This is a genomic window from Vibrio sp. Isolate34 (genome assembly GCF_022397915.1).
Classification (GTDB): Bacteria; Pseudomonadota; Gammaproteobacteria; order Enterobacterales; family Vibrionaceae; genus Vibrio.
Map to the genome: position 1 here is coordinate 205,383 of NZ_JAKEUO010000001.1, position 15,421 is coordinate 220,803.

At 44.9% G+C, this 15,421-nt stretch carries 12 protein-coding genes and 1 pseudogene; 4 read left to right on the plus strand and 9 right to left on the minus strand.

Going from position 1 to position 15,421, the window contains the following annotated elements; genetic code table 11:
- The first annotated feature begins 10 nt into the window (after positions 1-10).
- Positions 11-1,354, plus strand: coding sequence for an anti-phage deoxyguanosine triphosphatase (locus L1D22_RS00920; RefSeq protein ID WP_239828410.1), 1,344 nt, complete (start codon positions 11-13; stop codon positions 1,352-1,354).
- Between the two features lie 26 nt (positions 1,355-1,380).
- On the opposite strand, the gene L1D22_RS00925 is transcribed toward L1D22_RS00920, so the two are convergent.
- Entirely contained in the window at positions 1,381-1,980 is a 600-nt protein-coding gene (locus L1D22_RS00925) for a DTW domain-containing protein (protein ID WP_239828411.1), read from the minus strand.
- A gap of 9 nt (positions 1,981-1,989) precedes the next feature.
- Here L1D22_RS00925 and rrtA point away from each other — a divergent pair, with 9 nt between their 5' ends.
- Positions 1,990-2,532 carry a rhombosortase gene (gene rrtA, locus L1D22_RS00930; protein ID WP_239828412.1) on the plus strand — a complete coding sequence of 181 codons (543 nt, stop codon included), beginning with the start codon at positions 1,990-1,992 and terminating at the stop codon, positions 2,530-2,532.
- Here rrtA and L1D22_RS00935 read toward each other — a convergent pair.
- The 8 genes and pseudogenes from L1D22_RS00935 to L1D22_RS22370 all read right to left on the minus strand — a co-directional run.
- Positions 2,529-2,828 carry a helix-hairpin-helix domain-containing protein gene (locus L1D22_RS00935; RefSeq protein ID WP_239828413.1) on the minus strand — a complete coding sequence of 100 codons (300 nt, stop codon included), beginning with the start codon at positions 2,826-2,828 and terminating at the stop codon, positions 2,529-2,531. The genes rrtA and L1D22_RS00935 overlap by 4 nt on opposite strands.
- A gap of 180 nt (positions 2,829-3,008) precedes the next feature.
- On the minus strand, positions 3,009-4,874 hold the full coding sequence (gene ppiD, locus L1D22_RS00940; RefSeq protein ID WP_239828414.1) for a peptidylprolyl isomerase: 1,866 nt from the start codon (positions 4,872-4,874) through the stop codon (positions 3,009-3,011).
- A 219-nt stretch (positions 4,875-5,093) separates the two neighbouring features.
- Positions 5,094-5,387 (minus strand): HU family DNA-binding protein, encoded by a 294-nt coding sequence (locus L1D22_RS00945; RefSeq protein WP_012604504.1) that lies wholly within the window; start codon positions 5,385-5,387, stop codon positions 5,094-5,096.
- Between the two features lie 170 nt (positions 5,388-5,557).
- Entirely contained in the window at positions 5,558-7,909 is a 2,352-nt protein-coding gene (gene lon, locus L1D22_RS00950; protein ID WP_017060619.1) for an endopeptidase La, read from the minus strand.
- 132 nt (positions 7,910-8,041) lie between these two features.
- On the minus strand, positions 8,042-9,322 hold the full coding sequence (gene clpX / locus L1D22_RS00955) for an ATP-dependent protease ATP-binding subunit ClpX (protein WP_239828415.1): 1,281 nt from the start codon (positions 9,320-9,322) through the stop codon (positions 8,042-8,044).
- Between the two features lie 81 nt (positions 9,323-9,403).
- Positions 9,404-10,030, minus strand: coding sequence for an ATP-dependent Clp endopeptidase proteolytic subunit ClpP (gene clpP / locus L1D22_RS00960; RefSeq protein WP_239828416.1), 627 nt, complete (start codon positions 10,028-10,030; stop codon positions 9,404-9,406).
- A gap of 105 nt (positions 10,031-10,135) precedes the next feature.
- Positions 10,136-11,434, minus strand: a complete 1,299-nt coding sequence (gene tig, locus L1D22_RS00965) for a trigger factor (protein WP_239828417.1) — start codon at positions 11,432-11,434, stop codon at positions 10,136-10,138.
- 294 nt (positions 11,435-11,728) lie between these two features.
- Positions 11,729-11,911 (minus strand): annotated as a pseudogene (locus tag L1D22_RS22370) (hypothetical protein); the annotation flags it as partial.
- A gap of 162 nt (positions 11,912-12,073) precedes the next feature.
- Here L1D22_RS22370 and L1D22_RS00970 point away from each other — a divergent pair.
- Complete coding sequence (locus L1D22_RS00970) at positions 12,074-13,867, plus strand: ATP-binding protein (RefSeq protein ID WP_239828418.1); 1,794 nt, start codon at positions 12,074-12,076, stop codon at positions 13,865-13,867.
- A gap of 149 nt (positions 13,868-14,016) precedes the next feature.
- Positions 14,017-15,363, plus strand: a complete 1,347-nt coding sequence (locus L1D22_RS00975) for a sigma-54 dependent transcriptional regulator (protein WP_239828419.1) — start codon at positions 14,017-14,019, stop codon at positions 15,361-15,363.
- Positions 15,364-15,421: the final 58 nt, after the last annotated feature.

Genomic DNA, 15,421 nt, shown 5'->3' on the forward strand with positions numbered 1-15,421 from the left:
AGGTGCTATTTTGAATTCTCAACTCGATCCACCCTTTGTACTCGAACAAGAATGGCAACATCGAAATGACGATGAACATAAAATAAGACGTGACGATCACCGCAGCCCGTACCAACGTGACCGCGCGCGCGTGCTTCACTCTGCTGCTTTTCGTCGCCTACAAGCTAAAACCCAAATTCATGGCACTACGGTGAACGACTTTCACCGTACACGCCTCACCCACTCGCTAGAGGCCGCACAGCTTGGCACCGGTATTGTCGCTCAGCTTAAGAAAAAGCAGCCCGAGTTTCGAGACCTGTTACCCTCAGACAGTTTGATTGATTCTTTGTGTTTGGCGCACGATATTGGTCACCCGCCCTATGGGCATGGTGGCGAAGTGGCGCTGAACTACATGATGCGCGACCACGGCGGCTTTGAGGGCAATGCACAAACATTTCGTATTGTCACTCAGCTAGAGCCTTACACTGAACATCATGGGATGAACCTGTCTCGACGCACGCTACTGGGATTAATTAAGTACCCTTCACTACTCAGCCAAGTCCAAGCGAGATTACAGTCTGAACCTGTAAAACATCAACGTCAGTTAAGAGCAAAAGACTGGATGCCAGCAAAAGGTATCTACGATCATGATGAAGAGCTGTTCAATTGGGTACTTGAGCCGCTCTCAGCTAACGACCAGAAGCTTCTCAAACAGAAAAGAAAAGCACACACCGAGCCTCTTGAGCACAATAAAACCAAGTACAAGTCACTCGACTGCTCCATCATGGAGTTGGCTGATGACATCGCCTATGGCGTACATGACTTAGAAGATGCGATTGTGCTTGGTTCAGTAACCAAACCACAGTGGGTTGAATCTGCTTATCCTCAATTGAAAGAGATGGCTGACCCTTGGATTTGCGAGCACCTAGATTCAATTACTGAAATGCTGTTTTCGGGAGAGCAATACCGCCGTAAAGACGCCATTGGCGGAATAGTTAATGCGCTGCTGACCAGTATCTCGATTAAGCGAGTTGATGAAGATTTTGAGAATGTACTTCTTGCCTACAATGCAGTACTTGAACCAAGCATGGATGCCACGCTTGATAAGCTGAAACACTTTGTCAGCGAGTTCGTGATTCAAGTGCCACAGGTTCAGGTGATCGAATACAAAGGTCAGCAGATCATTATGGATATGTTTGAGGCATTCAGCGCCGATCCTGAACGTTTGTTGCCACTACCAATCAAGAAGCAGTGGCTACTGCATGACGATGAATCGAGAAAGATGCGGGTGATCGCCGATTACATCTCATCGATGACCGATGATCTTGCGCAGAAAATGCATCAACAGCTGTTCTCAGCACATACCGAGTTTTAGCTGCTGATTCATTCGACTAAAGCAGCTTAATCTAGGTAGTTTTTCTCAAATACACCGGGCGGCATTTGATTGATTTGAAATTGAATCATTTGATCAAATGCCGTTAGCAGCGGACTGAAATCTCGGTCGCCCTCTAATAAATTCAACAAATGGTATCCGGCTTCTACCGTCGACAAGCTGTTTTCACTCGGCGCCTTACGAATTCGATAGTTACCTTTAAGATCTTTGGGTAGGTGAACGGTTTGCAACGCGTGCAAGTTACTCGACACCTGCCACATCTTGAATGCCTTCTTCCACGTCCCATCCAATAAAATCACACGCATTTTTTTGCTTGGGCGTGTTGCAGACTCAACAGACACAGAGTGCTCACTTGGGTACAAAATCACGTGTTGGTAACCCCCATCGGCCAGCAACTCGTTCAGTTTTGTATTATCTGAGAAGTCCTCCCCGACAAGCGTCACGCTGTTTTTTAGAGATAACGAGAGAATACGCGCGGTTCCCATCGGACGATGCTCTTCTGATGGGTGCTGAAGAATGATAAGCTCAACGTTCGACTCTAGTGGTGTAACCCACTGACAAATACAAGCTTTCAAAGCCTTGCTGCATTGGTGGCAATAACGAGACATGGATTTAATGTGTACCCTGTTTTAATTTTCACTTCACTTTTATGCGTCTTATTCCAACTAGAGCCTGTGCAGGCTTGGGTAGTTTGGGATAGCAATGCGATCGCCGATGGGCAATGGTGGCGGATCCTAACAGGAAACTTTTCACATACCAACTACCCGCACCTAGTGATGAATTTAGCAGGCTTGTGGATTATCAGCTATCTGTTTCAGCCGAGCAAAACACAGCTTGTTGTTGCTTTGCTTGTGATTAGTTTAGTCACGGGATTGGCGCTGTTGCTGACGAGCATTCAAATCTATGTGGGTTTGTCGGGAGCTTTACATGGGCTATTTGGCTTATTCGCGCTCAGAGAGGCGTTAAACGGCAGGAAATCAAGTTGGCTATTGGTATTAGGATTAGTCGCCAAGGTCGCTTGGGAGCAGCTTATTGGCCCTTCTAGTACGACTGGTGAACTAATTAACGCGAGAGTGGCCATTGAAGCCCACCTAGCAGGTGCACTGACAGGCGGGTCCATGGCTATCATTTCATTTTTAATAGGTAAAAAAGCGAACTAAAGCTGTATCCTTTCGCGATTCTTTTCAACCGTAGCTTCACCAATCCCTTTCACACTCACCAAGTCGTCAGCACTAGCAAACGCGCCGTGCTCAGTTCTATAGTCGACAATATCTTTGGCTTTCTTATCACCCACACCAACTAGTAGCGCAGAAAGCTCTTCAGCAGTCGCAGTATTAATGTTTACCGTAACCTCGATGCCATCATAAAGCTCAGCCTTAGTCGGGCTGTCTGCGAGTGCTGCAGGGTTTAAAAACATCAAAAGTAAAAGAAGTAGTGTTGAATATAGAGTGCGCATAAATCGTTCCTTTGTTCAAAAAACGTAACTTATGCATTTATCGCACTAGATAACACAATCACCAGATAAAAATAAAGCGGATCACCTAAGTGACCCGCTTCGTTATACATCTTATTTTCATCAGCTTGCTTGTTGGCTCACAAATTTGTTTCGGAGTTCAACTAGCCAGACAGTTGATGATTATTGACCTTGGCCTACAACGTAGTATTCAACGTCTGCGTTTTTACGTAGTACGTTTAATACGTTAGTCAGATCTTGCTGGTTACCAACACGCTCTAACTGAGCACCAATTTGAGTGCTGTATGCAGGGTTAATTTCAGCCGTTACTTTAGACAGCTCTACAACAACGATGTTGCCGTTTTGGTCTTTAGACTGGCCGAATACCACTTTGCCTTCTTCTGGCTTCGCTAGAGCAAATACAGAAGCCGCTAGTGGAGAGTTACGGTCAATAGTTTCAAGCTCAGTGAACTCAAGGTTGTTGTCCGCTAGTACTGCTTCGTTACCAGCTTTAAGATCATTGACTAGAGAAACACCTAGCTCAACCGCTTGTTGCTCTGCTTGTACCGCAGACAATGCAGCGACAACTTGATCTTTCACTTCAGCTAGAGGAAGAACAGTCTCGTCACGAGTCTCTTCTACACGAACAACAATCACGTGCTCAGGAGCCACTTCGATAACTTCAGAGTTTAGACCGTCTTCTTTCACTTCAGGGCTCAAGATTGCTTGCATTACTGCAGGCGTCATCAGAACTTCTGGAGCATCAGCTTGAGAGATGAAATCAGTCGTCGTAATTTTTGCATTAATCGCTTCAGCAGAATCGTCTAGAGAATCTGGGAATTCAAACGCTACTTTTTCAAGTTCAGTTTGTTGCTCGTAGAACTGATCAACGGCATGTTGGTCTAGAAGCTCTGTCTTAATCTCAGCCGCTACTTCTGCATAAGGCTGAGCTTGAGACGCTTTTAATTCGTCTAGCTTGATGATGTGGTAGCCGAAATCAGATTTAACTAGGCCAGTCGTATCACCAATATTCTCAAGAGCGAAAGCCGCGTCTTCGAATGCTGGGTCCATAACATCACGTTCGATCCAACCTAGGTCACCGCCAACGTCAGCACTGCCGAAGTCGTCAGATTTCTCTTCCGCTAGCGTAGCAAAATCAGCGCCTGCATTTAGTTCGTCTAGGATAGACTGAGCTTTCGCTTCGTCATCGCCTTGAACTAGGATGTGGCTAACTTTACGTTGCTCTTCAGTTGAGTATTTGTCTAGGTGCTCTTGGTAGTATTTCTGCGCTTCTTCATCGCTGACTTCAAGCTGAGACTTAAGTGCCTCAGCAGAAAGCTCAATGTAAGATACTTTAGCTTGCTCTGGACGAGTGTAAGCTGCTGGGTTCTCTTGATAATACTGTTCGATCTGTTCGTCAGTTAGCTCGATGTCTTTTGCGAGTTCGGCAACAGACAGTGTCACTGTGCGAATATCACGAGTTTGCGCAATCAGTTTGCTTTGCGTGTCGATTTCGCCTTGAAGAACAAATTCACTGCCTTGAAGTGCAGTCACAAGCTGGTTACGCATTAGGTCACGACGCATGTATTCAGCGAAGCTTTCTGCGCTGAAACCTGCACGACGTAGTGCTGATTGGTAAACTTCTTGGTCGAATTGACCAGCCGTTTGGAACTGAGGCATTTCTAGAATCATGGTGCGGATTTGAGAATCACTGATTCGTAGGCCTAGAGACTCTGCTTGCTGCTCAAGTAGAACGTCGTTGATCATACGATCAAGGACTGATTTACGGAAAGACTCTACGTATGCAGGGTCTGCAAGCATTTGAGCGAAGTAATCGCCAAGTTGAGATTGCATGCGATTACGTTCGTTTTGGTAAGCCTGTTCGAACTCACCACGAGCAATTTCTGTGTTGCCAACTTTAGCTGCTGCGTTGTTACCGCCACCGGTGATGTAGCTGCCTACACCTGCGAATACGAATGACAGGATAATCAACCCAAGGATAATTTTTACCGCGATGCTATTCACGCCTTCGCGTAATCGATCCATCATAATTTAAGTGCTCTCCGGATATGAAGCATTGGCTTCAAAATAAAAATCTATTCACGCGATATTATCAGAAAAAGAAATGCGCATCAGTAGGATGCGCATAATTTAAATAAGTTCAATGTGCTTTGCACACTTACTGTTTAAGAATGAAACATCATTTTTCAAACAGTAAACGCATTTTACAGCCTTCCCCTCGCAAAACCGAGGTTTCAGCCGTAGAAATTAGTTACATGCGTCTTTAAGTGCTTTACCCGCTTTGAAGCCAGGTACTTTAGCTTCTGCGATTTGGATCTCTTCACCCGTTTTTGGGTTACGACCTGTACGAGCAGCACGAGTACGAACACTGAAAGTACCAAAGCCAACAAGTGCAACTTGGTCGCCTGATTGTAGCGTTGTGCCAACTGCTTCGATGAATGCGTCTAGAGCGCGGCCAGCTGAAGCTTTAGAGATGTCTGCGTTTTCTGCGATTGATTCTACTAGTTGTGTTTTATTCACTGTTTTTCCCCTATGTGTCATCTGTGACTACTGCTTGATGACTGTGCGTTCCATTTTGGTTTTAATTTAGCCGCAAGCCTTATTGCAAAAGGGCTGCCGCTTTAGTCAAATAACTTAGCGTCCAAAAAAAACGCTGACAAGCCTTTTCGGGCCTATCAACGTAATTCTTTACTTATTTTTGCTATGCATCACTATTTTTTCACGTCAAACTCGACCCCTGACGGATCTCGTTCTAGCGCGACTTTCAGTACTTCATCAATCCATTGGACCGGGATCACCTTCAAGTCAGCGATTACGTTGTCTGGAATCTCTTCCAAATCACGCTCATTGTCCTTAGGAATCAGTACAGTTTTGATGCCGCCACGGTGTGCAGCAAGCAGTTTTTCTTTCAAGCCACCGATAGGTAAAACTTCACCACGAAGGGTAATTTCACCTGTCATACCGACCTCTGCTTTAACCGGGTTACCTGTTAAGCTAGAGACAAGTGCAGTACACATTGCGATACCCGCACTCGGGCCATCTTTCGGTGTAGCACCTTCTGGTACGTGAACGTGAATGTCGCGTTTTTCGTAGAAATCTGAGTTGATACCCAGTTTTTCAGCACGAGAGCGAACCACGGTCATTGCCGCTTGAATCGACTCTTTCATCACGTCGCCAAGTGAGCCAGTTTGCGTTAGCTTACCTTTACCCGGCATAGCCTCGGTCTCGATAGTCAGTAGATCACCACCCACTTGAGTCCACGCTAAGCCCGTTACTTGACCAATACGGTTGCTTTCATCCGCCTTACCGAAGTCGTGACGTTGAACGCCTAAGTACTCTTTCAGGTTATCAATGTTAACCGTTACAGATTTAAGATCGCTGTCTAGCAAGATATTCTTCACTGCTTTACGACAGATCTTAGAAATTTCACGCTCTAGACTACGTACACCCGCTTCACGCGTGTAGTAACGAATGATGCCGATGATTGCAGAGTCTTCAATCTCAATCTCATGAGGCTTAAGACCATTGCGTTGAACCTGCTTGTCCAATAAGTGGCTCTTAGCAATGTTCAGCTTCTCATCTTCTGTGTAACCCGATAGACGAATCACTTCCATACGATCCAGTAGAGGACCAGGAATGTCCATCGAGTTCGATGTTGCCACGAACATAACATCTGACAGATCGTAATCTACTTCTAGGTAGTGATCGTTAAATGCGTTGTTTTGCTCTGGGTCTAGTACTTCTAGAAGCGCTGAAGATGGGTCGCCACGCATATCAGAAGACATCTTATCGATCTCATCTAATAGGAACAGTGGGTTCTTAACACCAACTTTAGACATCTTCTGAATCAGTTTACCCGGAAGTGAACCGATGTACGTACGACGGTGACCACGAATCTCAGCTTCATCACGAACGCCACCAAGTGCCATACGCGTGTACTTACGACCCGTTGCCGCAGCAATCGAACGACCTAGAGAGGTTTTACCTACACCAGGAGGACCAACAAGACAAAGGATTGGGCCTTTAAGCTTGTTGATACGGTTCTGTACTGCCAAGTATTCAAGAATACGTTCTTTAACACGCTCTAAGCCGTAGTGATCTTCGTTTAAGATCTCTTCCGCTTTCGCTAGATTCTTTTTCACTTTTGAACGCTTAGCCCAAGGAACGCCCACCATCCAATCAATGTAGCTACGTACTACTGTTGCTTCAGCAGACATTGGCGACATCATTTTCAGTTTTTGCAGTTCTTGCTCGGTTTTTTCACGAGCTTCTTGAGGCATCTTAGAGTCTTCGATCTTCTTCTTCAGAGTCTCGAATTCATCAGGAGCATCGTCCATCTCGCCAAGTTCTTTCTGAATCGCTTTCATTTGCTCATTCAGGTAGTACTCACGCTGAGATTTTTCCATTTGCTTCTTAACGCGGCCGCGGATGCGTTTTTCAACTTGCAGGATGTCAATTTCTGACTCCATTTGGCCCATCAAGAATTCCAGACGTTCAGTCACATCTAAGATTTCTAGAACGTGCTGCTTGTCTACCAGTTTAAGTGGCATGTGCGCAGCAATCGTATCAGCAAGGCGAGCTGCCTCATCAATACCGTTCAGAGATGTTAGAACCTCTGGTGGAATCTTTTTGTTTAGCTTAATAAAGCCTTCGAATTGATTGATCGCGCTGCGAACAACCACTTCTTGTTCTTTTTCGTCAAGTTCTGAGGTTACAACGTATTCTGCGTCCGCTAAGAAAAACTCACTTTCTTTGAATTGGTGAATTTTTGCACGCTGCTGACCTTCGACAAGCACTTTAACAGTACCATCAGGGAGCTTTAGTAACTGAAGAATGGTAGCGACAGTACCTACTTTAAATAGGTCGTCAATTGAAGGCTCATCAGTATCCGCTTCTTTCTGCGCTACAAGTAGTACTTGTTTGTTAGCTTCCATTGCCGATTCAAGGCAAGTAATCGATTTTTCACGACCAACAAACAATGGAATAACCATGTGTGGGTAAACCACTACATCACGTAGAGGTAGCACGGGGATTTCGATACGCTCGGAACGTTCCAAGTTCATATATTTCTCTCTTCCGCTTTAACTTATAAAGCAGTATATGGGGCTTAAACGACTGGATTCAATGGAAGAATAAAAAAAAGGAGGTAATTGCTTACCTCCTTTTTCAATTTGAGTGACTTGTCTAAAAAAGACCTACTCTGCAACCGCTGTTTGGTTATCTGAGTTGCTGTAAATTAATAGTGGTTCTGACTCACCATTAATTACCGACTCATCAATCACAACCTTGCTTACATCAGTTGAAGATGGCAGTTCGTACATAGTTTCTAGTAGAACACCCTCCAAGATAGAACGTAGACCACGAGCACCCGTTTTACGGTTCATTGCTTTCTTAGCAATGGCACGTAAAGCGTCTTCACGGAATTCTAGCTCTGTATCCTCAAGCTCAAATAATGCAGCGTACTGTTTTGTCAGTGCATTCTTTGGCTCACAAAGGATTTGGATTAGCGCTTCTTCATCAAGCTCTGTCAGTGTTGTTGTAACAGGTAGACGACCGATGAATTCTGGAATTAGACCATACTTCACTAGATCTTCAGGTTCTACTTGAGTGAACAATTCACCGATAGTTTTGGTTTCGTCTTTTGAACGCACTTCTGCGCCGAAGCCGATACCTGAACCTGTTTCTACACGTTGCTCAATCACTTTATCTAGGCCTGCAAATGCACCACCACAGATAAATAGGATCTTAGACGTGTCCACTTGCAAGAATTCTTGCTGTGGATGCTTACGACCACCTTGAGGTGGAACTGAAGCAACTGTACCTTCAACAAGTTTTAGTAGAGCTTGCTGTACACCTTCACCAGACACGTCACGCGTGATTGATGGGTTTTCAGCTTTACGAGAAATCTTGTCGATTTCATCGATGTAAACAATGCCGCGTTCCGCTTTCGCTACGTCGTAATCACACTTCTGAAGCAACTTCTGGATGATGTTTTCAACATCTTCGCCCACGTAACCCGCTTCGGTTAGTGTTGTTGCGTCTGCCATTGTGAAAGGAACGTCTAGGAAACGAGCCAGTGTTTCAGCAAGCAGTGTTTTACCACTACCAGTAGGACCGATAAGAAGAATGTTACTCTTACCTAACTCTACGCCTTCAGCCGTTGTATCACCATTACGTAAACGCTTGTAGTGGTTATATACCGCAACTGCTAGCACTTTTTTCGCGTATTCCTGACCGATTACATAATCGTCAAGATGCTCACGAATCTCACGCGGCGTTGGCAGCGATTCAGATTCTTTCTTAGGAAGAACATCTTTAATTTCTTCACGAATAATGTCGTTACATAGATCGACACATTCATCACAAATGTAAACAGAAGGACCTGCGATTAACTTGCGAACTTCGTGTTGGCTTTTGCCACAGAAAGAGCAGTAAAGCAGTTTACCGCTACCACCCTCTTTGCTTTTATCTGTCATTCGCTAACCTCTTAGCCTTTACTCTCTATGCTTGAGTGTATATCAATTTGAATCACTTTGCGTTAAACAATTGCCCTGCAATTATTGACCGCGGTGATTAAGAACTGAATCCACTAAGCCGTATTCTACTGCTTGATCAGCAGACATGAAATTGTCACGATCAGTATCACGCTCAACAATTTCTAGAGGCTGACCAGTGTGCTCTGCCAATAGTTTGTTTAGCTTTTGTTTGATCGTTAGGATCTCTTGCGCATGAATTTGAATATCAGACGCTTGGCCTTGGAAACCGCCAAGTGGCTGGTGAATCATTACACGTGAGTTTGGAAGCACGTGACGCTTACCTGGGGTACCACCCGCTAGTAAGAATGCACCCATAGAGCAAGCTTGACCCATACATACTGTGCTCACGTTTGGCTTGATGAACTGCATTGTGTCGTAGATAGACATGCCTGCTGTTACGCTACCGCCAGGTGAGTTGATGTAAAGATAGATATCTTTGTCTGGGTTTTCTGATTCCAAGAAAAGCAGTTGAGCCACGACAAGATTTGCCATGTGGTCTTCCACTTGACCTGTTAAGAAAATGATACGTTCTTTTAATAGACGAGAATAAATATCGTAAGAACGTTCACCACGGGAAGTCTGTTCAACCACCATAGGAACTAGTGCGTCCATAATCGATGGCATTGTATTTTTTTCTTGGTAGCTCATATTCTTATGTCCCTAAAATAAATGGCCCGAATGATTAAATCATACGGACCATTGTTAGCAGAATTGTTGACCGTACGTCAACCTTCTACGTCAGATATTACTATATTAAGCAGGTTGCTGATTCATTAGCTCGTTGAAGCTAACTTCTTTATCAGAAACTTGAGCTTTAGCGATGATTGCATCAATAGCTTGCTCTTCTAGAGCAACGTTGCGCATGTTGTTCATCATTTGCTCGTTTTGCTCGTAGTAAGCAATAACTTCTGTTGGATCTTCGTATGCTGTAGCCATCTCTTCGATGATAGCTTTAACTTTCTCGTCGTCAGCTTTTAGCTCTTCAGTCTTGATTACTTCACCAAGAAGAAGACCTACAACTACGCGACGTTTAGCTTGCTCTTCGAACAGCTCACGTGGAAGTTGGTCAGCAGCTTCAGTGTTGCCACCGAAACGTTGAGCAGCTTGTTGACGTAGAACACCGATTTCTTGATCGATAAGAGCAGAAGGTACGTCGATGTTGTTTTCGTTAACTAGACCGTCGATAGCTTGCTCTTTGATGCGGTTCTTAACAGCTTGCTTAAGCTCACGCTCCATGTTCTTACGAACTTCAGCTTTAAGACCTTCAACACCGTCAGCAGCGCCGAACTTAGAAACGAATTCTTCGTCTAGTTCTGGAAGTTCACGAGCTTCAACTTTGTTCAGCTTGATAGAGAACTTAGCTGCTTTACCTTTTAGGTTTTCAGCGTGGTAATCTTCTGGGAAGTTTACGTCGATTTCGAATTCCATACCTGCTGTTTTACCAACGATACCGTCTTCGAAGCCAGGGATCATGCGACCAGCACCCATCTCTAGTGGGAAGTTCTCAGCTTTACCACCTTCGAACTCTTCACCGTCGATAGAACCAACGAAGTCGATAGTTGCACGAGAACCAGCGTCAGCTGCAGCTTCAACTTCAGTCCAAGTTGCTTGTTGCTTACGTAGAGTTTCGATCATCTCTTCAACGTCTGCGTCTTTAACTTCTACTGCTGGTTTCTCAACAGTGATGTTTTCTAGACCTTTCAGCTCAACTTCTGGGTAAACTTCAAAAGTTGCGTTGAATACTAGGTCAGCGCCTTCGTTGTTTTCAACTGGTGCGAAAGTTGGTGCGCCAGCTGGGTTGATTTTCTCTTTAACGATCGCTTCGATGAAGTGACGTTGCATTACTTCGCCCATCACGTCTTGACGTACTGCTTTGCCGTACATTTTAGCAACCATCTTCATTGGCACTTTGCCTTTACGGAAACCATCGAAACGACGGTTTTTCGCGATGTTGCGTAGTTCAGCTGTAACTGCATCTTCGATGTTAGCAGCAGGAACAGTAATATTAAGACGGCGCTCTAGGCCTTCTAGCGTTTCAACAGTAACTTGCATTATATAAACCTCAAAACTGGCTCAGTAATCTGAGCATATGAGCCGTAACTTAGCTTTAATTCAAAAGCCGACGTTGTTGGCTGCATCCTTGTGTAGTGCTCTATCCGAACACCTAATTTAAAATCGAGCATTGATGTCTGAATTGATTATTCAACCAAACACCAGACTAATCAGCGATATCTTCGTTCTTCACGCGCCAATTAAAACGCAACAAAGCTTGTTTTCAGAAACAAGAAAGGTATCTCCGATTAGCCTCAGGACAGAAATTTTAGACGCGACATTCTAGCGATCTGTTTAATCTCTGTCGAGCCGTTCACCTCTGCTTGATGATGAATGCTCTAAATTCGTCCAACTAAATGATACAAAAACGATCAAAACATCACTTAGCACAACAGAAATGGGGACAATAGCGACTTTTTCAAGGGAATCGAGGGCTTTTTTTCCTAAAAACCTTAAAAAGAGATCTTGCTCTTGTTTTACCCCTCAGAGTCGATAACTTTTTCAACAATCTCCGTTACAAAGCCTTAACCTAAACCTATCTACTGGCTCTCTATTTTCAGTAAAAACTACCGCTAATTACTGTGATGAATGAGAGAAAGCAGGCTTAGTATTGTTAGCCCGATTTAGCGGAGAACCACCATGTTTCAAGCTTTGAGAATTCGTATCCTGTTGTTGGTCACCTACAGCTTGCTGATGATCGTTGGCGGCCACTGGGTATGGAACACAAGCCATCAAAGTTTGTTAAATGGTCATCAATCTAACTTAGACCGCTTTTCCGTCCACGTTGCCAGCCAGTTAGACAAGTTCGCCCACATCCCAGAACTGCTTTCAAAAGATAAAGAGCTGATCGACGCCTTACATTCGCCAAGCAATTCTGCCCAAATAGAGTTGACCAACCGCTATCTAGAGCACGTCAACACAGTGATTCAGGCATCCGACACCTATTTACTGGATAGCATCGGCACCACTATCGCGGCCAGTAACTGGAACCTAAAGTACTCTTTTGTTGGGCGTAATTTTGCGTTTCGTCCCTATTACCAACAAGCCATTCAAGGGCATGAAAAACAGTACTTTGCCTTAGGCTCAACCTCTGGCAAGCGTGGTTACTATTATTCTTACCCTGTTTCCTATGCCGCTGAAATCATTGGTGTAATTGTGGTAAAAATGGATTTGTCTTTGATTGAAGCAAGCTGGCAAGGCAAACAGAGCTTTTTTGTCGCTGATGATAAAGACCAGATCATTTTTATGTCGAGCAATCCAGAGTGGCTATTCAAAAGTCTTCAACCTCTTGATGCTGCACAGCAAACTCGTATTCGGGAGAATCAACAATACCTCGATACTCAAATCGAGAGCCTGCATTTCTCCGGCGATCTAGAAAGTGCCACCAGCAGTATTCGCTCCTCGCACCCGTTAGTTAAAGAGAAGTTTTTCACCTCTTCACGCTTTTTACCTGATCCTGGGTTAACGGTCAGGGTCTTCTCTCCCACCCACTTGGTATGGTGGGACTTAGTCGCCTATATGGTGGTACTGAGTTTGGTCTTTGCGATTATTTATCTGGTCATCCAACTTAATCTACACCGTCAACACCGACGCGCTCAGATCGATAGGCTGCAGTCAGAAGCTAACCAGAAATTAGAGTTTCAAGTGCTCGAAAGAACCTCTGAGCTACACGTCGAGATCAAGCAACGTATCGAAACCGAGCGGGTACTCAGGCACACTCAAGACGAGCTCATCCAAGCGGCAAAATTGGCGGTATTAGGTCAGATGTCAGCGAGCATCAGCCACGAACTGAATAACCCGCTCGCTGCAATTCGTAGCTACGCTGATAATGGCCGACTATTTCTCGCCAAAGAGAAAACCGATCGTGTCGATGACAACTTATCGCGTATTTCAGCGCTCACCGATCGCATGGCGAAAATTAGCCACCAGCTTCGCTCCTTTGCTAAAAAGTCGACCGCGGAAGAGCTGCACATATTACAGATCCTCCCTGTATTGCATTCATCTCGGGAATTGATGAAGCCACAACTCAAGAGTGAACGAGTTAAGACTAATGAACTGCCTGAAACCTTTGACGCATGTGTGCTCGCCAATGCCATCCAGCTCGAACAGGTCATTATTAACCTACTCACCAACGCGATTCAGGCAATGGAAAGCCAAGACGACAAGCAGTTAGCTATCCTATTAGAGGTTAGAGAAACGGATGAAGCCAACACGCTACTGATCCACGTTGATGATAACGGTCCCGGTTTTACTTCCTCTTCGAGCGGAAACTTTTTCGAACCCTTCCATACGACTAAAAAGAACGGTCTTGGATTAGGGCTATCAATTTCTCAGCAGATAATCAGCGGGATTAACGGCAAGCTCACGACAGGAACCAGTCCACAAGGTGGCGCTCGATTTAGCATAGAGTTGCCCGTTATTGAGCAACAGTAAGACAAGAGCAAGAGCAACAAGAACAGCCAAGACAAAAAGAATAAAACCCAGCACACGAAGCAAAAATAACAGACTGAGATGAGTCCGTTCAAATACGGTCTAATAAACCAACTCAGCGATAATCAGTATAAAAGAGTAAAGGAATAACTATGTGTCACGTCTACTTCATTGATGATGAATCTGACCTAAGAATGGCAATTGAACAGAGCTTCGAGCTCGCGGATATTGATGCCGAATTCTTCCCCGATGCGGAGTCAGCATTGATCGCGATTCAAGAGAATGGATTGCCTCACGTGATCATCACTGATATCTGCTTGCCGGGTATCTCGGGGCACGACCTGCTCAACACCGTCATGCATAAAGACAAAGAGATTCCCGTCATCATGATCACTGGCCACGGTGATATCTCGATGGCGGTGCAAGCGATTCAAGACGGCGCCTATGATTTCATTGAAAAGCCGTTCGCCAATGAGCGTCTTATCGAAACAACCAAACGTGCCATCGAAAAGCGTCAACTGACCTTGGAAAACCTTGAACTTAAGCGTTCGCTCAAAGCCAGCAAAGCACTCGGTCCGAGAATCATTGGTGACACACAATCCATGACCGAACTACGTTCTATCATCACCCATGTTGCCGACACCAACGCCGACATCTTGTTATTTGGCGAGACAGGTACAGGTAAAGAACTGGTTGCGCGTTCTCTGCATGAACAAAGCAGCCGTCGAGAGCAAAACTTTGTCGCGGTCAATTGCGGCGCGGTGCCTGAAAACCTGATTGAAAGTGAACTCTATGGCCACGAGAAAGGTGCGTTTACTGGTGCTGAAAGTAAGCGTGTCGGTAAATTCGAGTTTGCTCAGGGCGGAACCCTATTTTTAGATGAAATCGAATCCATGCCGATGCAGGCACAAATTCGTTTGCTGCGTGTATTACAAGAACGTGTCATCGAAAGGGTTGGCTCAAACGGACTGGTGCCTCTGGATATTCGCGTAATTGCGGCAACCAAAGTCGACTTAAAGAAAGCGGCTGAAGAAGGCACCTTCCGCCAAGACCTTTATTACCGACTCAATGTCGTCACCCTAGACTTACCTCCATTGAGAAGCAGACAAGAAGACATCCCCGCCCTTTTCCACCACTTCCTATTGGTGGCGGCGGCTCGCTATGGCAAGACCGCCCCGGCACTTCCTCAAAAAGAACTTCATGCACTTTTAGCTCATGATTGGCCGGGAAATGTACGTGAACTACGTAACAGTGCTGAACGCTTCATCTTACTCGGAAAATTAGCTCAACTGGGTGATGGTGCGAACCCAGAAATCCACTCAGACACCAGCATTAGCCTTTCGGACCAAGTGGCTGAGTTTGAAAAATCGGTGATTGAGCGAGCGTTGATTGAAAATGAAGGGAGTATAAAATTAACTATGTCTCAGTTAAATGTCCCAAGAAAAACGCTTTACGACAAAATGCAGCGCTATCAAATCGACAAAGATAATTTTAAGTAAAACAATAGATTTCGAAGTGAAAAATTAAACTATGAAATAAAAGAATCAGCCACGAAAC